Annotated in this window: 18 protein-coding genes; 13 read left to right on the top strand and 5 right to left on the bottom strand. The window is 48.8% G+C overall.

The genetic code is table 11. From position 1 onward, the window contains the following. Positions 1 to 101: 101 nt before the first annotated feature. A complete protein-coding gene (locus ACQ4MZ_RS12245; RefSeq protein WP_430845341.1) occupies positions 102 to 3,455 on the bottom strand; it encodes a TonB-dependent receptor in 3,354 nt (1,117 codons plus the stop codon). A gap of 489 nt (positions 3,456 to 3,944) precedes the next feature. On the opposite strand from ACQ4MZ_RS12245, the gene ACQ4MZ_RS12240 reads away from it, so the two are divergent. Then, a complete protein-coding gene (locus ACQ4MZ_RS12240; protein WP_430845340.1) occupies positions 3,945 to 4,721 on the top strand; it encodes an alpha/beta fold hydrolase in 777 nt (258 codons plus the stop codon). Here ACQ4MZ_RS12240 and ACQ4MZ_RS12235 read toward each other — a convergent pair. Then, positions 4,714 to 5,145 (bottom strand): hypothetical protein, encoded by a 432-nt coding sequence (locus ACQ4MZ_RS12235; RefSeq protein WP_430845339.1) that lies wholly within the window; start codon positions 5,143 to 5,145, stop codon positions 4,714 to 4,716. The genes ACQ4MZ_RS12240 and ACQ4MZ_RS12235 overlap by 8 nt on opposite strands. A gap of 80 nt (positions 5,146 to 5,225) precedes the next feature. Here ACQ4MZ_RS12235 and ACQ4MZ_RS12230 point away from each other — a divergent pair, with 80 nt between their 5' ends. From ACQ4MZ_RS12230 to ACQ4MZ_RS12210, 5 genes are all read left to right on the top strand, one after another. Further along, positions 5,226 to 5,930: an SAM-dependent methyltransferase gene (locus tag ACQ4MZ_RS12230; RefSeq protein ID WP_430845338.1), complete on the top strand. Its 705-nt coding sequence runs from the start codon at positions 5,226 to 5,228 to the stop codon at positions 5,928 to 5,930. A gap of 90 nt (positions 5,931 to 6,020) precedes the next feature. Continuing rightward, on the top strand, positions 6,021 to 6,716 hold the full coding sequence (locus tag ACQ4MZ_RS12225; protein ID WP_430845337.1) for a hypothetical protein: 696 nt from the start codon (positions 6,021 to 6,023) through the stop codon (positions 6,714 to 6,716). 50 nt (positions 6,717 to 6,766) lie between these two features. Then, on the top strand, positions 6,767 to 7,405 hold the full coding sequence (locus ACQ4MZ_RS12220; RefSeq protein WP_430845336.1) for an MBL fold metallo-hydrolase: 639 nt from the start codon (positions 6,767 to 6,769) through the stop codon (positions 7,403 to 7,405). 5 nt (positions 7,406 to 7,410) lie between these two features. Continuing rightward, a complete protein-coding gene (gene pssA / locus ACQ4MZ_RS12215; protein ID WP_430845335.1) occupies positions 7,411 to 8,115 on the top strand; it encodes a CDP-diacylglycerol--serine O-phosphatidyltransferase in 705 nt (234 codons plus the stop codon). A gap of 136 nt (positions 8,116 to 8,251) precedes the next feature. Next, positions 8,252 to 9,253, top strand: a complete 1,002-nt coding sequence (locus tag ACQ4MZ_RS12210; protein WP_430845334.1) for a 3-oxoacyl-ACP synthase III family protein — start codon at positions 8,252 to 8,254, stop codon at positions 9,251 to 9,253. Positions 9,254 to 9,262: 9 nt separating this feature from the next. On the opposite strand, the gene ACQ4MZ_RS12205 is transcribed toward ACQ4MZ_RS12210, so the two are convergent. Further along, positions 9,263 to 9,622: a CoA-binding protein gene (locus tag ACQ4MZ_RS12205; RefSeq protein WP_223401342.1), complete on the bottom strand. Its 360-nt coding sequence runs from the start codon at positions 9,620 to 9,622 to the stop codon at positions 9,263 to 9,265. Positions 9,623 to 9,785: 163 nt separating this feature from the next. On the opposite strand from ACQ4MZ_RS12205, the gene ACQ4MZ_RS12200 reads away from it, so the two are divergent. Continuing rightward, entirely contained in the window at positions 9,786 to 10,358 is a 573-nt protein-coding gene (locus ACQ4MZ_RS12200) for an NUMOD4 domain-containing protein (protein WP_291199099.1), read from the top strand. 9 nt (positions 10,359 to 10,367) lie between these two features. Here ACQ4MZ_RS12200 and ACQ4MZ_RS12195 read toward each other — a convergent pair whose 3' ends face one another. Beyond that, positions 10,368 to 10,667 (bottom strand): HesB/IscA family protein, encoded by a 300-nt coding sequence (locus ACQ4MZ_RS12195; protein WP_430845333.1) that lies wholly within the window; start codon positions 10,665 to 10,667, stop codon positions 10,368 to 10,370. Between the two features lie 143 nt (positions 10,668 to 10,810). Here ACQ4MZ_RS12195 and ACQ4MZ_RS12190 point away from each other — a divergent pair, with 143 nt between their 5' ends. Both ACQ4MZ_RS12190 and ACQ4MZ_RS12185 read left to right on the top strand, forming a co-directional pair. Further along, a complete protein-coding gene (locus tag ACQ4MZ_RS12190) occupies positions 10,811 to 11,329 on the top strand; it encodes a hypothetical protein (protein ID WP_430845332.1) in 519 nt (172 codons plus the stop codon). A gap of 130 nt (positions 11,330 to 11,459) precedes the next feature. Then, positions 11,460 to 13,868 (top strand): endonuclease MutS2, encoded by a 2,409-nt coding sequence (locus ACQ4MZ_RS12185; protein ID WP_430845331.1) that lies wholly within the window; start codon positions 11,460 to 11,462, stop codon positions 13,866 to 13,868. Positions 13,869 to 13,941: 73 nt separating this feature from the next. On the opposite strand, the gene ACQ4MZ_RS12180 is transcribed toward ACQ4MZ_RS12185, so the two are convergent. Continuing rightward, entirely contained in the window at positions 13,942 to 15,177 is a 1,236-nt protein-coding gene (locus tag ACQ4MZ_RS12180; protein WP_430845330.1) for an MFS transporter, read from the bottom strand. A 241-nt stretch (positions 15,178 to 15,418) separates the two neighbouring features. Here ACQ4MZ_RS12180 and ACQ4MZ_RS12175 point away from each other — a divergent pair, with 241 nt between their 5' ends. From ACQ4MZ_RS12175 to ACQ4MZ_RS12160, 4 genes are all read left to right on the top strand, one after another. Beyond that, on the top strand, positions 15,419 to 16,546 hold the full coding sequence (locus ACQ4MZ_RS12175; protein WP_430845367.1) for a Gfo/Idh/MocA family protein: 1,128 nt from the start codon (positions 15,419 to 15,421) through the stop codon (positions 16,544 to 16,546). Between the two features lie 84 nt (positions 16,547 to 16,630). Continuing rightward, positions 16,631 to 17,776 (top strand): Gfo/Idh/MocA family protein, encoded by a 1,146-nt coding sequence (locus ACQ4MZ_RS12170; protein WP_430845329.1) that lies wholly within the window; start codon positions 16,631 to 16,633, stop codon positions 17,774 to 17,776. Positions 17,777 to 17,843: 67 nt separating this feature from the next. Next, entirely contained in the window at positions 17,844 to 18,206 is a 363-nt protein-coding gene (locus tag ACQ4MZ_RS12165) for a four helix bundle protein (RefSeq protein WP_430845328.1), read from the top strand. Positions 18,207 to 18,274: 68 nt separating this feature from the next. Next, a complete protein-coding gene (locus ACQ4MZ_RS12160; protein WP_430845327.1) occupies positions 18,275 to 19,327 on the top strand; it encodes a sugar phosphate isomerase/epimerase family protein in 1,053 nt (350 codons plus the stop codon). Positions 19,328 to 19,407: the final 80 nt, after the last annotated feature.

Here is a 19,407-nt window from a genome sequence, read left to right as displayed (position 1 = left end):
ACAGTCCGTATGGCAAGTCTTCGACTCCGCTCAGACTGACATTCAGCAAAAAACGAGCCCGCATTGCTGCGGGCTCGTTGCTATCAGAAGGCTTGCTATTCTTAGTTGAAGATATAACGGATACCCAACTGCGCCTGCCAAACGTCGTTGATCGTTCTTGACTTCACAAATGCGTCACGCAAAAGGACTGTCTCGCCATTCACTACCTGCGTACCCATGCGGTAAGCAGGAACACCCTGCGCATTTACGCTTGCAAAGTTGAGCGGGTTAGATTGTGTACTGTTTGAAGAAGCGGTTACCTGGTTGGCTACACCCCACTTGTTATTGATCATATTACCTACGTTGAAAATATCGGCACGCAGGCGAATGATATTTTTCTTATCCTTCTTGCCCACTTTCACATAGAAATCCTGCTCCACAGTAAGGTCGAAACGGGTCAGCCATGGATAAGCACCACCGTTACGCTCCGCGTATTTACCTTTTCTTTCTTTCAGATAAGGATGGTTGTCGATGTATTTCTGAAATGCTTCTGCCTGCTCCTCTGGCGAGAACGTGTATGTTTTGCCGTTTGCAGTGGTAGTCAAAGTAGAGAAAGTAATGTCGGTTGCTTTGTTTGGAACAAAGATCAGGTCGTTGTTCTGACCATCGCCGTTCATATCGGTAGAGCTGATGTAAGAGATTTTAGTACCGCTTGAAGATACGCCACCCAATGTTACCATCGTAGCACCACCGAATTTACCGCCGTATTCTTTACGGTAAGAAACATAACCCACAAAGCGGTGACGAACGTCGTTGCCTGAATAAGCGAGATCGAGGTAGTTCAAGCCATTTACTCCCGGCACGTTACCTTCCACTGTTGAAGATACCGAAGCGATGTCCTTAGCCATACCGTAAGTATAACCCACCATTCCACCGAAGCCGCGTGTAGCAGGTTTTTCGAGTTTACCCGTCAAAGAGTAAGAATATCCCTTGTTGGTGTTGGTCAGCACGTAAGTGTTCGAAACCTGGCTTGAAATCATACGCGCTGCCGTTGCCGCACTGCCGCTAAGACCAGAAGCCGGGAAACGATCGCGGGTATCAGGACCTGCAAACTGAGCATTCGGCGCTTTCAGGTTCACGTCAATGTAACGAAGTGAATTGTAGTTTTTGTTGAAAATACCTTCCACGGTCGCTACGACGCCCCAGCCTAGTTGCTGGTCGATACCAATGTTGCTTTTCCAGATTTGCGGGAATTTCAGGTCTTCATCCGATGCATTCACCTGGTAGCCTTTAAGTGGTGTTGTAGTGTTCGTCGGATTGTAGCGCGATGGATCGAGTGTGAAAGGATATGCGGTAGTATTGTTTCCTACAATCGTTGCAGAGTTCACCCCATTGTTACCCAACTGGTTCGAAATCAACACATAAGGAATACGAGAAAGGAACAAACCGGTTCCACCGCGGACCTGTGTGGTACGGTCGCCTTTTACGTCCCAGTTGAAGCCTACCCGTGGCGAAAGGTAAATGCGTGATTTTGGAACATTACCTGTATTCACATTGTAAGGGTCACCATTCGGCGATCTGAATACAATGGTATCCACTACAGCATTGTAATACTGTTTGGAAGTGTTAGGCATATTGATGTAATCCGCGCGAAGGCCGGCAGTCAACTTGAAGTTAGGCGTAACCTGGAACTCATCCTGCGCATACAAGCTGATCGTTTGCGTTTTGAATGTCTGCCATGGAGCAGCGCCGCCTGGAAGCAATGAGTAGCGGTAGTTGAAACGAACTACGGTGTCAGGAGCGGTCGTCAGGTTAGGATTAGCCAGGTATGCATTCGCTGCATTCTTGAAATCCTGGATAGATTTGAATACCCAAACACCATTTGAAGTCGGGAAAAACAAGTTGTTCGACTTGAAGTGCTCGTATGACGCGCCTACTGTGAATGTATGCTTTCCTGCGAAATAAGTCAGGTTGTCTGTAATGTTGAAAGTCGCGTAATCCAGACGGTTGTTAGGTGTAAATGGATCCGAACCGATAGTGGTGTAAGTCGATCCGTCTTTCTGGATTTCGATCGTCGGGAAGATCGGTGCTTTGTATTTACGGTCTTCGATTTGCTTGTTGAAGGTACCGATCAGGTTGTTGGCAAATTTACCGCCGAAGTTCGAGTTCAACTCCGCTACGAATGAACGGGTGTTGTCCTGGATAATATAGCCGGTGTTTTGCGGGGAAATCGCCGAAAGCGAGTTTGTCCGGTTACCGAAACCTGCCGTGTTGGAGCTGTTCGACTGGCTGATCAGCACGTCCGAATCCGAATCGTGGTGCGAGTAACGCAATGTCAGCTTGTGCTTGTCGCTGATGTTATAATCGATGCGACCGAGGAATTTCTTGCTTTTGTTCTCATTATTAAAGCCGTCCAATGCACCCACATTGTAGTTGAACTTCTCTTGCATAAAAGAAGCCAGGTCCTGCATATCCGCCAATGTGGTGCGGGAAACGTTTCCACCCGATTGGCCGCGGTTCAGAACGAAGTCCAAAGCAGGGCTTGAACGTTTTACAAACTCGCCATTTACGAAGAAGAACAATTTGTTCTTGATAATCGGACCGCCCAGACGGAAACCGGTTGTTTTTTCGTTGAATTCGGCAACCTTGAATTCAGTACCGTCGATTTTCTTTCCTGCCAGGCTCTTGTTCTTAAAGAAGTGGAAAACCGAACCCGAGAATTCGTTAGTACCTGAACGAGTTACAGCATTGATACCCGCACCCGCGAAGCCCGACTGGCGTACGTCATAAGGAGCGATGTTGATCTGTACCTCTTCGATTGCGTCCAGGGAGATCGCCGTTGAACCCGTACGACCACCTGCCTGCGCTTCGTTACCGAGACCGAAACCGTTGTTGAACACGGAACCGTCGATGGTGAAGTTGTTATAGCGGCTGTCCTGCCCGCCGAATGAGCGGCCATTGCTGTAAGCATTGTACTTGGTGATGTCGTTCAGCGTACGTCCGAGCGTAGGCAGGCTCGTAATGAGGCCTTTGTTGAAAGTAGTGGCGGCACCGGTACGGTCGGAGCTGAAAATGTCGCTTCCCGCACCGGTAACAATCACTTCTGCAAGGTCTGTGCTGCCATCTTTCAGTTCGAAGTTGACGTTGGCAGCGGTACCGAGGTTAGCGAAAATGTTTTCCTGAGATTGTTCATTAAATCCTACAAAAGAAACGGTCACTTTATAAGGACCTCCCACGCGCACCGCGGGGATCGTGTAAAGCCCTTGCTCGTTAGTTACCGAGCCATATTTTGTTCCTGACGGTTCGTGGACCGCTACGACCGTGGCGCCTGGGAGCACCTCGCCTTTGCCGTCTGCAACACGTCCCGTAATCGCTGATGAAGTAACCTGGGCTTGTGCTGTCGGCCCCAATAGAGAGAATAGAAATGCGGTAACCGCGAGGCACACCGCCCGGAAGAGTAAACTTTTCCCGTTCATAAATTTGGTGATTTGGTTTGTAAGAATACTAGCGGATTCATTCAAGGAGGATGAATAATTGATGCAAAATAATAGCTTTTTATATTCACAAACAAAAGGCTAAATCCTACTAAAATGCAATACTAGTCTTCATAACTCTCTGATCTATTGAAATAATGCAGATTCCTGCACCAATACTTCAATATTTTTCATTTTATCAAATCATTAACAAATCCGGAGAAGGGCCAAAGGCTTTTGAAGAGCAGATTGTAGCCAAAAAAAAAGATTTTTTATCTAGGATAACCAGCAATTATTGTACCATGAGATAACCAGCGTTTAACAAATTGTTAAATTTTAGAAAGGCGGGATTTTTTTCCATACCGGAATTCCTTGCAACCTTTGTATGATTATGGCTTTCGGCTTTCGGCCATCGGCTTTCGGCTGTTTGCCTGTTGAAATAAACAGCTGACAGCCGACTGCCTACTGCCGAAGTACTACATTAACTAAACTATGCAACTCAATTTCAAACAAATAGGCGAAACGGGCAGACCCCTGATCATTCTCCATGGTGTTTTCGGTTTTCTCGACAACTGGCTTACCATTGGAAAAACGCTTTCAGAACAAGGTTACCGCGTTTACCTCGTCGACCAGCGCAATCACGGACGCTCCCCGCACGAAGGCCCGCTCAACTTTCCGACGCTTGCGGCTGATTTAAAGGAGTTTCTCGACCAGCAAAATATCGAATCTCCGATCCTGATCGGGCATTCGATGGGTGGAAAAACGGTAATGGAATATGCAGTGACCTATCCCGGGACATTCGATGCCCTGGTGGTCGTCGACATCGGGCCCAAAGCCTACCCCATTCACCATACCAAGATCCTGAAAGGCCTGAATGCGATACCGATTGATGAGATCGAAAGCCGCAACCAGGCCGATGAAATACTGAGTGAATACGAGCCGCTGCTGGGCGTGCGGCAGTTTTTGCTGAAAAACCTTTACAGAAAGGACGAGGGCGGGTTCGCATGGCGCTTCAACTTGCCGTTGCTCACGACCGACATGGCCAATGTCGGCGCACAAATTAAATCCAATGCGCCGGTAGAAACACCGACGCTATTTATGCGGGGAAGCAATTCCAATTATATTCTGGATGAAGATCTGGAAGGTATCCTCGACCTGTTTCCCAATGCACAACTGAAAACGATCGAGGGCGCAGGGCACTGGGTGCAGGCTGAGCAGCCGAAAGCGTTTGTCAGCACCTTGCTGGAATTTCTAAATAGTGCTATCTGACGTATTTCATCCTGGGCGAGTTGCACGTGCCTATAATAAGCTGATCATCACTGATCGATATTTCCCAGGTGGGGCAGGTAATGCAGTTCAGCAGTTCGCATTGGGGATTATTGGGCAACGCAGTTGCGGGTTTCACATCGAGGAGGGTACCATTGATAATCATCGTGGCGGGTGCGCAACATCGGGGCGTGCCGTTGGCGTTGAGCACCACACCGTCGGCACGAAATATCAACGAATCAGATTTGGCAGCTTCAATCGGCTCCCAGGTACTTTTATTATCCAGTGAAGACCTTTCCACTTCGATAGAATGCCAAATGCCTGACACCGTCGTGAAAGCGGAATTAGGCGAAAGGTCATTGAAGCTATCCTTTTTACAAGACAATAACCACACCAGGACCAGGGGTATGTATAATAGTCTTTTCATACTTATTAAATAATTTTATTTACTCCGTAGATTCACAATCAGGACTTTTGGTTGGAAAGGATTGAAAAATTGAGACACCTATGAACGATTCCGGGATTTCCCTGTACTTAATCCCCACAATACTGGCGGAAGGCACCCAAAACGACGCGCTCGCTCCCCAGGTCAGGGATGCCGTGCAGCATCTGGATGTTTTCTTCGTGGAAAATATCCGCACTGCCCGGCGCTTCATCAGCAGCCTGAAACTTGGCAAAGTAATCGACGAGCTGACATTCATCGAATTGAACAAGGATACGCCCGAAACGGAAACCGTTGCATCACTGCGAACCCTTTCAAAAAGCGCCGGTGTTATATCGGAAGCGGGTTGCCCGGGCGTAGCCGACCCCGGTGCAGTGGCAGTCCGCATTGCGCACGAGTTGGGGATACGAGTAGTGCCGCTGGTTGGGCCGTCGTCCATTCTGCTGGCTTTGATGGCTTCCGGGATGAGCGGGCAATCGTTCGCATTTCACGGTTACCTACCCATTGATAAAGTGCAACGCAAGAAGGCATTGCAAACTCTTGAAAGAAACGCAAGGCAATTTCAGCAGACGCAGATATTCATGGAAACCCCTTTCCGTAACAACCAGCTGCTGGAAGCGGTGATCGAAGCTTGCTCGCCCGACCTGGCATTATGCATCGCCGCCAACGTCACCGCACCGGACGAGCTGATCAAGACCATGTCCGTCAGGAAATGGAAGGCACAAAAGCATGATCTGCATAAAATTCCAGCTATTTTCCTCATCGGATAGGCTTTTGGTGAACACTCTTTTAATTTTGCCAGTTACAACGCAGAAAGATTTTCCCGGGTCTTTCGTTCTTTTTGCAAACTGTTATTCATCTTGAAAAAATATATTCTGATAGCCATCCTGGCCGTAGCCGGACTCTGGGGTTGTAATGAAGACAGCCTAGATGCGAACATTACCGTCGATTCCAATTTCCAGTCAGGAACGGCAGGGGAAAATGGCTGGACGGCCGAATATGCAGGATATGCATCAACCGCCGACTCTTCCCAACTGGATACGGTAGCTGCTACGGCGCTGCTCCCAAGGGGCCTCGACACTACGCAATATGGTTTCCGGATCCTGTCGAGGTATTCGAAAGGCAATATGTTCAGTTATATCAAAAAGCGTGTAACGGGTTTTAAACCTAACAAGCCTTATGAAATGACACTTCAAGTCGACCTGGCAACCAAGTATACCGCAAGCGCCATTGTCGACAAGGTGACGTTCAAATCGGGGGTATCCACAAATGAGCCTGTGACTAAGAAACTGACTTCCGGTATATACGCGTTCAATCTGGACAAAGGTACTGGCACACAAGTGGGCAAGGATGTGCTGCTCAGCGGGAGCATTGCAAGTACTAACCTCGACACCCGGTATTATACATTATTAAGGTATTCCAATGACGGGCAGCCCGTTACTGTAACCACCAACAACCAGGGCGAGCTATGGTTTTATGCGGGAACCGATTCGGATTACAAGGATACCACCATATTTTACTTCGACCGCATTATAGCACGGTTCAAAGAACTGTAAAGTGTTTTGTAAATTCGCGCCCATTCATTAACCCACATATCCCTACCGGAATGGTACAGGTACAGACATTTGTCTTCAATCCGTTTTCTGAAAATACCTATCTCCTATACGACGAAACAGGCGAGGCGATCATCGTCGATCCGGGCTGCTACGACCGATCGGAAGTAAATGAGCTCACGGATTTTGTGCAACAACACGGTCTGAAACCCGTGCAGATCGTGAACACCCACGCGCATATCGACCATGTGTTGGGCATCGCAGCGCTCAAAAGAAAGTATGGCATCCCATTTGTGCTACATAAGCTGGATGAGCCGCTTTTGAAGGCAGTCAAGACTTATGCTTCCAATTATGGCTTTTCAGCATTTGAAGAGCCGGAGATCGACGGCTTTATCAAGGAAGGTGAAAACATTGAATTTGGCAATACATCCCTGAAAATAATATTCGTACCCGGCCACGCGCCTGGCCACGTCGCGTTGGTGAACGATGCCGGAAAATTCGTCATCGGCGGCGATGTGCTGTTCCGCATGAGTATCGGACGTACCGACCTTCCTGGCGGCGACCATGCTACACTACTGCGGAGTATCCGGGAGCAAATGTTTACATTACCCGACAATTATACCGTGTACGCCGGCCATATGGAGCCCACCACCATTGGTTTTGAGAAAAGAAACAATCCCTTCTTCAAATAGCGCCTATGATCCGTCGCAACATCCCCAATGCCCTCACCTGCGGCAATTTGCTTTGCGGCTGCATTGGCGTGGTGGAAGCATTCCACAACAACCTGCTGCTTTCCTGCGTACTCATTGGCGTCGCATTGATATTCGACTTTCTGGACGGTTTTATCGCCCGTTTATTGAAAGTCACCTCCCCTATCGGCCGCGACCTCGACTCGCTGGCCGACGTAGTTACATTCGGTGTACTACCGTCGATTATTATGTATCAGCTGCTCATGCAGAGCATTCCCGACTTGTTCGGTATCTGGAAGGCCTATGCCGCATTCATCATCGCGATTTTCTCGGCGATCCGCCTGGCTAAGTTCAACAATGATCCACGCCAGTCCGATTCCTTCATAGGAGTGCCCACGCCTGCAAATGCGATGCTCATCGCTTCTTTGCCTCTGATTGTCCATACAGAGAGCGAGATGTGGAAAAACATCATTATCAATACGAATAACCTGCTCATATTAAGTGCGGTAATGTCGTACGCGCTGGTTATGGAACTTCCGCTGATAGCGCTCAAATTCAAAAATTTCGGATGGCAGGGCAATGAGGCACGCTTCATTTTGATCGGCGCCACCGTGATGCTGCTAGCTACGTTAAAATTCCTCGCTATCCCGGCAATACTGGTCGTCTACGTGCTTCTTTCGATAGCCGCTAACGTCAGGAAAAAGCAGGCGTGAATTGGTACCGAAGACTTTTTTTTGCATTTTTGCGGTCTTTACCGGCAACGTATGTTGCTTATTATTATCATTTTAGCATTAAATACCGTTCTTATCTACCTTTAACCCTCGGTAGTTTTGAACCATCCCCAATAGCATGGCATTCTCCCGCATTACAGGTTTAGGCTTTTACGTTCCCGACAATATCATCACCAACGATGACCTTACCCAATGGATGGAAACTTCCGATGAATGGATCCGCGAGCGGACGGGCATTCAGGAGCGTCGGTATTTCGAATACGGGAAAGATACCAATTACAGCATGGCAGCCGCAGCGTCCCGACAGGCGTTGGACAGGGCCGGACTTACGCCGAATGACATAGATGTGATCGTGTACGCTACTATCACTCCCGATTACTTTTTCCCGGGCTCCGCGTTTCTGATGCAGCGCGAACTGGGTATGGACGGAAAGCCGGTGATCGATATCCGGGAACAGTGCTCGGGATTTGTGTACGCGCTTTCTATTGCCGATCAATTCATCAAATCGGGGATGTACAAAACAGCATTGGTGGTCGGTTCGGAAATTCAGTCGTCGTGGATCGACAAGAGCACGGCGGGGCGTAATACAGCGGTTATTTTTGGGGACGGAGCCGGAGCTGCGGTGGTTTCCGCCACGGATGATCCCCAACATTGTATATTATCTACACACCTGCATGCCGACGGCCGGTTTGCTGAAGAGCTCTTTGTGAAAGATCCAGGCAGCAGCCGAGAAGGTCGTCCGGTGAGCCCGGAGGTGATCGAAGCAGGCGGGCACAATGTATATATGAATGGTAATGCCGTTTTCAAACATGCGATCGTACGTTTTGGCGAGGTGATCCAGGAGGCTTTGGAGGCTAATGGCTATACGGCCGGCGATATTGATCTACTGGTTCCGCACCAGGCGAATATCCGGATCAGCGATTACGTTCGCCAGCAACTTGGGCTCGCCGAATCACAGGTTATCAATAACTTACAACGTTACGGGAACACCACGGCTGCCTCTATTCCCATTGCTTTAACGGAAGCATGGGAAACCGGCAAAGTGAAAGAAGGCGACCTGATTTGCCTTGCAGCATTCGGGAGTGGATTTACATGGGCGTCGGCGCTGATCAGATGGTAAGGTACCCGGCTAGAATTGTCCGGTCGACAGCATTACCAAAGTGCACCCCTCTATTGGTATGATATTTTTATCGATTAAAATATCCTTAAATTCAGGATTCTCTGTACCAGGGTTGAAGATAACGCGTTTAGGATTTAGAGAAACGATGTAATCGTAGTATTCAGGTTGGTGGCTCGGATTGATATACAATGTGACGGTATCTACGTCTTTCCAGTCAGTTTTGTCTGTGTTGATTTCCTCTCCTAATGCAAAACCTTTCCTGCGTCCGATGAGTAAAATGGGATGACCATAGTGCCTGAGTTTCTGTGCCGCCAGGTAAGCGTATCTGGAAGGATTGGAAGTCGCTCCTATGATGAGTGTACGTTTCATGCCAAAATCAATTTAATAAACAAATAATGGCTGCAAAGCGGTATCCGCAACAGCCACACACACTTTTGAAACACCAAAAGATCGTTCCCGATTCCCGGTAAGGGGCCGGAAGGCATGATCAACCATACAACGTTAAGAAACTATAATAATAGCTTTTATCAAAATGAATGAATCAAATGTAAGCCGGAGCTTCTGGAATGAAAAGTGGGCAAAAATTATATTCGACGAGATCGAGAACGCTCCCCATTACGAAGTATCCAACTATGGCAGGTTGAAAAGTTTCCAGAACAACCCAAAGGAAGGCGTTGTAATTAAGGGATCTGTCATTCAGGGATATAGATCATTGAATATCCGCGTAGCGGGTGGCAAGACCATCAACCGCTATGTACACAAACTTGTTGCCGAGCATTTCGTGGAAAAACCGGACGCCGATCATAACTTCGTGATCCATCTGGACTTCGATAAGCAGAATAACCATTACGAGAACCTGAAATGGGTTACAAAAGCGGAAATGATCGACCATAACCGTGAGAACCCCGCATTCATCAACCGGGTGATCCCCCGCCGTACCAAAAATTACAAGCTGACGGAAAGCAAGGTGCGGATTATCAAGAAGCTTTTGAAAAACGATAATAACCGCTTAAAAATGATCGCAAAACAATTTGGAATTACGCATACCCAGCTCAATCGCATCCGGTCAGGCGAGAACTGGAAGCATGTAACCGTTGAAGATTGATCAAAGCACTTATTTGAGTTTTTCAGCGGCGGAAACCGTATAACCGCTGCCGTTCGCCCCCTCTTCAAAGTCCACCGACACGCCGATCACGTACATTAGATGGCGCTTGTCTATCAATACCTTAATTCCCTCGATAAGGTATGTCTGGTCATGCTCTGTGGCTGTGTCGAACCCAAGCAGAAAAGATCCGCTGCACGCACCCCCTCTTAACCCTACCCGGAGCCCATAAGTGTCGGGGATTTTGTTGGCTTCCAATGTCGATCTGATTTCCAGCCTTGCTGCTTCGGTCAATTGAATCGGGTTATCCATTCCTGCTCGTTGTTCTTGATTGCGATAAATCAGTTAACGCAAACTGACGCTGTTCCATTCGCGTTTTGAAATAAATATCCGCCAAATGCGGCTAATCCTTTAATTTTGTGCCTCATTTTGGCACAAAATTACAATTTCACACCATGGAATATATTTGGATATTGACAATTCTGGTACTCGGGGGCGTCGTGACATTCGGCATGTACCTCACCATTACGACCGTCGCTAACAAGATATTTGAGAAACAGCGGTGGGATATCCGGAGCAAAAACATCGAAATCACATTGCCCTTGCGCTTGCAGGCTTACGAGCGAATGTGCCTGTTTCTGGAACGTATTACCCCTAATAACTTGTTGCTTCGATTGGTGCCTTCGGCGACAAGCGCGCTGGAACTGCAACAGATCATCCTGCACGAGATCCGGGAGGAATACAATCACAATGTGGCGCAGCAGCTCTATGTGAGTACCCATGCATGGGAGCAAATCGTGAATGCGATGAATGAAACTGTGGCAATTGTGAATCAGGCTGCGGCAGAAGTCAGCGCTGAAGCCCCCGCAGCCGACCTTGCCAAAAAAGTTTTTTCGCACGTGATCGAGAAAGAAGCTCAGCCCTCGACGCACGCGTTGAAGGTTTTGAAGGAGGAGATCCGAAACGTTTTTTAGAACGGCAGTCGGCTACTCAGGATCCAAAAATATACATTAACTAACAGTGCTGACGGCTGATTTCCGACAGCCGATTGCCATTCAATTACAATGCTGACGGCCGATCGCCGACAGCCGATAGCCATTAAAAATGCTTTACCCCAATACATTAGAACAAAAACTGGGATTCGATAAGCTGAGAGAACGATTGAAGGAGCTTTGTATCAGCTCTTTGGGTCAGAGCTATGTCGAAAAGATCCGGTTCTCTGAAAATTTCGGCATGGTCGAGAAGCTCGTAAGCCAGACCGCCGAAATGCAGCGCATACTCGAACTGGGCGAGAATTTCCCTTCCCAGAATTACATTGACGCGACGCCTTATTTAAAGCGAGCTTCCATTGAAGGAATGCTGCTCACGCAGCCCGAGTTTTCGGACCTGAAAGTTTCGCTGTTAACGATCCGCCTCTGCCTGCGCTTTTTCGAAAGCCAGGAGGCAGATGCATTTCCTATTTTGGGGGAATATGCCAAAACGATCAAAGTTGAAAAGGCCGTTACCGACGCTATCGACCGCATTATCGATGATCGCGGCCAGATCCGCGATTCGGCTTCGCCGGAATTGTCGCGCATTCGCAAGCGACTGATCTCCGAACAGGCTGGTATCCGTAAAAAGCTCGATACCATTTTGAAATCGGCCAGGAGCAATGGATGGATTGGTGATGATGTCTCATTGACTGTCCGTAATGGCCGTATGGTAATTCCCGTGGCTGCCGAGCACAAACGGAAGCTACGCGGGTTTATTCACGACGAATCTGCGACAGGCCAGACCGTGTTCATTGAACCAACGGATGTTTTTGAATCCAATAATGAAATCCGCGAGCTCGAATATGAAGAGCGCCGGGAGATCAACCGCATTCTGCTCGAACTGACGGCCTATATTCGCCCGTTCGTACCTGATCTGCAAAAGGCCTACGGTTTCCTGGGGCTGATGGATTTCCTGCGTGCCAAAGCAAGATTAGCGGGTGAAATGGGGGCCATTAACCCGCCGTTTGAAAACCGCCAGTTCATCGACTGGCGCGAGGCGCGACACCCTCTGCTGCATTTGTCGTTCCAAAAGCAAGGGAAAAAGGTAATCCCTCTCAACATCGAATTGCAGGAAAAACAGCGCATTCTGATCGTTTCCGGGCCTAATGCGGGTGGTAAGTCCGTCGCATTGAAAACCGTCGGGCTGATTCAGTATATGTTCCAATGCGGATTGCTGGTACCAATGCTCGAAGGCTCATCCATGGGCTTCTTCCAAAATATCTTCATCGATATCGGCGACGAACAATCATTGGAAAACGACTTGAGTACTTATAGCTCGCACTTAACCAACATGCGGCATTTTCTGTCGATGGCGAACAAAAGGACGTTGTTCCTGATCGACGAGTTCGGTACCGGAACGGAACCGGGTCTCGGCGGGGCCATCGCGGAAGCCATTCTCGAAAACCTGACCAAATCGGGCGCTTTCGGAATGATCAATACGCATTACACTAATTTGAAAGTGCTTGCGGATAAAACCGAGGGACTGGTAAATGGAGCCATGCGCTTTGATGGTGAGCATCTGGAACCGCTCTATCAGCTCGAAATCGGCCGTCCTGGCAGTTCGTTCGCATTTGAAATCGCCTCCAAAATCGGATTACCGAAGGCGGTGGTGGCCCGTGCGAAAGAGAAGTTAGGTACGCAGCAGGTAAACTTTGAAAAACTGTTGAAAGAACTCGATATCGAACGGCGCGTATTTGCGGAGAAAAACATTGAAATAGGGATTAAGGAGCGTAAACTGACGAAGCAGGTCGCTGATTATACTGCATTGAAGGAGAAGCTCGAAAACAACGAGAAGAAGATCGTCAATGAGGCCAAGCAGAAGGCAAAAAACCTGCTTTCGGACGCCAATCAGCTGATTGAAAACACCATCAGAGAAATAAAAGAGAATAAGGCTGAAAAGGAAAAGACCAAAACAGCACGGACAACGCTTGAAAATTTTGGCAAAAACAACCTGAAACTAGCGGAGGTAACCGAAGCGCAGCCCATAGAAGAAGAATACGAACCGGAAGGCGGCGACATTACGCCAGGCAGCTACGTGCGTATCAGCGGGCAAACGGCCATCGGGGAGGTACTTTCGATCAAAGGCAAGGACGCTGAAATTCGCATCGGCGACCTGAAATCGAATGTGAAACTGAACCGCCTCGAAAAAGTCTCACGCAAGGCTTACCGGGCCGCTACCGGTGAAAAAGGGCTGAAAACGACTTCCAAAGGCGTGGATATGAACGAGCGGATGCTCAATTTCAGTTTTAACCTCGATATGCGCGGCAAACGCGGTGAGGAAGCGCTGGGATTGGTCGATCAGTTTATGGACAATGCCATCATGCTCGGCTATGATGAGCTACGCATTGTGCATGGCAAGGGTGATGGCATCCTGCGTACGCTCGTGCGCAACCACCTGCGCGGTTACAAGCAGGTAGCGGGTATGTACGACGAGCACGCAGACCGTGGCGGTGCGGGCGTGACGATCGTGAAGCTCAGATAATGTCTTCTGAAATACCACTAATGCAAAACGGGCGCCTTATAAGCGCCCGTTTTGCATTGATATATCAGCCAAATCAGTGAACTGCTGCCGAAGAAGTAGTTACTGTTTTACGTCCTTTCATCCAGAAATACAGGATACCGAATGCGACGATCAACACCGCCGGGAACATCACCATTGTGCTCAATGTGGCCTGGCCCGCTGCTAGCTCCATTTCATCACCGGTAAGGCCCTGCGCGATCTTTTCAGCCTTGGCATCGTCCAGCCATTTACCGATCACCGGTTGCCAGATAGCTGTCGAGAACATTCCGATACCACCGACAATCGACATCCCTAACGCGCCGCTCAAAGGCACGTTTTGCGCCACGAAACCAATCATGGTCGGCCAGAACAACGCCACACCCATTGCGAAGATCACAGCTGCCGCATAAGCCGCAGGACCAGTGACTGTGCTGAACAAGTAAATACCCGCTGCTGCGAGGATTGATGAGCCCCACAGGATACCGGTTTGGCCAATTGCAGCCACAATCGGGTGTGCGAAGAAACGTGTGATCGCCATCAAACCTGTCACCAATGCGAGGATCAGCATCGGGCTTGCACCGCTTTTGCTCATGATCAAGCCTGTCCATTGTTGTGGACCGAATTCACTGATTGCAGTGAAGGCCATACAAACGAAGATGAAGAGGAACAATGGTGTGAACATCGCCTTCACGTTTTCACCGAGTGAAGTTACACCGTCCACGTGTGGTTTAGGGAATGTTTGTCCCCAGAAAAGAAATGCATAGATCACAGTCGGGATAAGGATCACCCAGATCTGCGCCTGCCAGCCGAGGTTGGCGTCAGTCATGAATTTCGAGATCAACGAACCGACTACGATACCACCGGGGAACCACATATGGAAGCGGTTGAGCATTTTGCTCATCTGCAAACCTTCGTAAGAATCAGCGATCATAGGGTTACAAGCAGCTTCGGTACAGCCATTACCTACTCCGATCAGGAACGTGGAGATCAGAAGACCGGTGTAACCGCCCGAGTAAATCGTCATGATAATACCAATCGCGTGACAAACGAACGCAACCTGCATGATCGTTTTCGGACCGATGGTGTGATACACGAGCCCTCCGATGATCATCGCGAGCGGGAACCCGAAGAACCACATCGAGTTGATAAAGCCCAGTTGTTCGGCCGTGAGGTTGAACTCGGTGCCCAGCTGGGGCAGAATCCCTGCACGGATACTGAATGAGAATGCAGTGGTTATGAGCGCAAAACAACTTGCATTGAAGAGCCTGCCGCTGTTAACTGATTGGGACATGTGACTAAATGGGTTTGATTATTTGAATTAGATGATTGATTTCGGGATACTATTTTTATTCAAAGATTTCACAAAAAAAACAAACTCCGGGGAATTCTACTGCATTTCGCTATTCCTTAGCAATGTTTTTTATGTCTTAAATTTATATTTGTAGGAAGTAAGAGTCTTTCCAAAGGCACTTTCTTATCTGTATAATTATTACAAAAACCTTAAACCAACTGGAATGTCAAGAAAGATCAGAATGGGCATGGTAGGCGGCTCCCTGGATGCATTTATTGGTGGGGTCCATCGCCGTGCAGCGATCATGGATGGAGAAATTGAGCTGGTTTGCGGAGTTTTCAGCTCCGATCCTGCCAAATCTAAGGAAACCGGAAAAGCGCTATATCTGCCTGAAAACAGGGTTTATAACGACTTTGAGGAGATGATCCTGAAAGAAAAGCAACTGCCGGAAGGGGAACGCATGGATTTTGTTTCCATTGTTACACCCAACCATATGCACGCTGCACCTACGAAGCTTGCGCTGGAAAATGGCTTCCACGTCGTATGTGATAAACCGATTACACTCAATACCGAAGAAGCAGAAGAGATAGTGGCTGTGGTTGAAAAAACCGGTCTGGTCTTCTGCCTCACGCATAACTACACCGGATACCCTATGGTAAAGGAGGCGCGCCAGATGATCGCCTCGGGCGCCATTGGAGAAGTCAGGAAGGTAATTGTGGAATATCCGCAGGGCTGGTTGGCCACACTGGTGGAAGTTACCGGCAACAAACAGGCTGCATGGCGTACCGATCCGAAGCGCTCGGGAGCTGCGGGAGGCCTGGGCGATATCGGTACCCACGCCGAAAACCTGGCCGAATACATCACCGGACTCAAAATAACCCAAGTTTGTGCCGACCTTACAATATTTGTGGAAGGCCGTTTGCTGGATGATGATGCCAATATTCTACTTCGCTTCAACAACGGCGCCAAAGGCATTCTACAAAACAGCCAGATCGCCAACGGTGAGGAAAATGACCTCAACATCCGTGTGTACGGCGAAACCGGCGGCCTGCAATGGAAGCAAATGGAGCCTAATACGCTGATTCACAAAACCAATCAGGGCACACGCATCATCCGTACGGGCGTGGGCACCCTGTCCAAAGCCGCGCAGGTGCACACCCGCATCCCGGCCGGTCACCCCGAGGGCTATTTCGAGGCCTTCGCCAATCTCTACCGCAACTTCGCCATTCATGTAAGGGCCTACTGGGAAGGCAAAAAGGCCGATCCGGTGTACGACTTCCCTACTGCACAGGATGGGCTTAGAGGTATGAAGTTCATCGACGCCGTCATTGCTTCGAACAAGACGGAGACGAAATGGACCGATTTCTGATCCTGAATACTCAATCAATTACTGTACATCTCAATTTAACCCGCGAGAGCGGACTGTTTTTCACCAATCATTCCATACCCATTTATGAACAAAATCAAAGTTGGCGTTGTCGGAACAGGCTTCATTGGCCCCGCACACATTGAAGCACTGAGACGTCTTCCTAATGTAGAAGTTGCCGCACTTTGCGAAGTGACCGCAGAACTGGCCAAGGAAAAAGCTGACGCGCTTGGCATTGCACGTTCCTACACGTTCGATGAACTGTTGAAACAGGATGACATTCAGGCTGTCCACATTTGTACGCCTAACTTCCTGCACTACTCACAGTCGAAAGCGGCATTGCTCGCCGGAAAACACGTGATTTGTGAAAAACCATTGGCAAAAGACCTCGCAGAAGCGGAAGAACTCGTAGAACTGGCTGCAAAAACAGGTCTCGTGAATGCCGTTCACTTCAACCTGCGTTACTACCCGCTGGCACGCCAGATGAAATCGATGCGCGAAAAAGGTGAACTGGGTGAGATTTATTCATTCATCGGTTCATATCTGCAAGACTGGCTGTTCTACAACACCGACTATAACTGGCGCCTCGAACCAGACAAATCCGGCGATTCACGCGCCATCGCCGACATCGGCTCCCACCTGATGGACATTCTCGAATACATTACTGGCCTCAAAACCGTTGCCGTGCTGGCCGATTTCAACACCGTTCACAAAACCCGCAAGAAGCCTTTGAAAGCCGTTGAGACTTACTCGGGTAAATTGCTGCAACCGGAAGATTACGCCGATGTGCCTATCAATACCGAAGACCACGCGAATGTATTGCTTCGTTTCGACAATGGAAACAAAGGGGTCATCACCGTTTCGCAGGTTTCGGCAGGTCGTAAAAACCGCATGTCACTGGAAATCTCCGGTTCTAAAAAGACATTCAGCTGGTGCTCTGAGTCCCCGAACGAAATGTGGATTGGCAACCGCGACAAAGCGAATGAAATCCTTATGCGCGACCCATCGCTCGTGAACGAGGACGTACGCTCAACGATTACCTTCCCAGGCGGCCACAACGAAGGCTTTCCGGATACCTCAAAACAAATGTTCAAGGAAGTTTACGCGGCAATCGCAGCCGGCAAACAGCCTGAAAACCCAACATTCCCAACGTTTGCGGATGGGTATCGGGAGTTGCTGATTTGCGAGAGAATTTTGGAAAGCAATAAGAAAGAGGCTTGGGTTAAAATCTAATTTTGAATGATTGAATGACTGAATGATTGAATGGGCGTCTGCGCTTTTTTGCTAGCACACTATGAATATGGCTGATGATAAAAAGGATTTTGTTTCTCAGTTGCAGGGGCGCACTAAGCAATTTGTATTGAGGAGCATTAGAGTCTTTAAAGCATTGCCACCGACAGAGGAGGCACGGGTTGTTGGAAAGCAGTTTCTACGATCAGCGTCGTCTATCGGAGCCAATTATCGAGCTGTGTGTAGGGCAAGAAGTCAGAATGAGTTCTTCGCGAAGATGAGCATAACGGTTGAAGAAGCGGATGAATCACTCTTCTGGATGGAGATAATGTCCGAAGCAGGTATTCTCCCCTCAGAAAAGCTGAAAGCTCTGATGGACGAAGCAGAAGAACTCATCAAGATCCTCTCCAAGGCCCGCAAAAACGCCAAATAACTACCCACAGTCATTCAATCATTTTTCATTCAGTCATTCAATCATTCAGTCATTCAATCATTTAAAACATGAAAACAATAAAAGGCCCCGGTATCTTCCTCGCCCAATTCCTTGGCGACGAAGCTCCGTTCAACTCACTGGATACCATTGCCGACTACATGGCCGGGCTAGGCTACAAGGGCCTCCAACTTCCTACCTGGGACCCGCGCGTGATCGACGTGAAGCAAGCTGCGGAATCGCAGACTTACGCCGACGAGCTGAAAGGCAAGCTCGCTGACAAAGGACTACAAATCACCGAATTGGCTTCGCACATTATCGGCCAGCTGGTAGCTTCGCACCCGGTTTATGACGATCTGTTCGATGGTTTCGCCGTACCGGAAGTTCGCAAGAACCCAAAAGCACGAGCGGAATGGGCTGTTGAGCATTTGAAACTAGTGGCGCAAGCCAGCCGCAGATTAGGGCTGAAGGCCTCCGCGACCTTCTCTGGAGCATTGGCATGGCCTTTCCTTTACCCCTGGCCTCAGCGCCCGGCGGGTTTGGTAGAAACCGCATTCAAAGAACTGGCTGCCCGCTGGAAGCCTATTCTGGACGTGTATGACGAAAACGGTGTGGACGTTGCGTACGAATTGCACCCAGGCGAGGACTTGTTCGACGGTACTACCTTCGAAATGTTTGTAGACTACCTCGGCGGCCATACCCGTGCAAATATCAACTATGACCCGAGCCACTTTGTGTTGCAGCAGTTGGATTACCTCCAATTCATCGATCTTTACCATGATCGCATTAAAGCATTCCACGTAAAAGATGCGGAATTCAACCCTAGCGGGAAGCAGGGTGTTTACAGCGGCTTTGCAGGCTGGGCTGATCGCGCCGGACGTTTCCGTTCGCTCGGAGATGGCCAAGTGGATTTCGGTGGAATCTTCTCCAAACTGTCGCAATATGATTACGACAGCTGGGCGGTCCTGGAATGGGAATGCTGCATTAAGTCGCCCGTACAAGGCGCGGCAGAAGGCGCACCGTTCATCGAAAGCCATATCATCGAAGTGACTACAAAAGCATTTGATGATTTTGCAGGAACCGGTGCAGACGAGGCATTTAACCGCAAGGTGCTCGGTTTATAATTGTCGATCTTACAAGTATATTGAAAACCTATCTTCCTTATGGAAGGTAGGTTTTTTCTACGTTAACCAATACCAACCAA

Origin of the sequence: Dyadobacter sp. BHUBP1, assembly GCF_050587785.1 — a bacterium.
Taxonomy (GTDB): domain Bacteria; phylum Bacteroidota; class Bacteroidia; order Cytophagales; family Spirosomataceae; genus Dyadobacter.
Note: the sequence above shows the minus strand (reverse complement) of the source record. Positions and strands in the feature narration are given on the sequence as shown.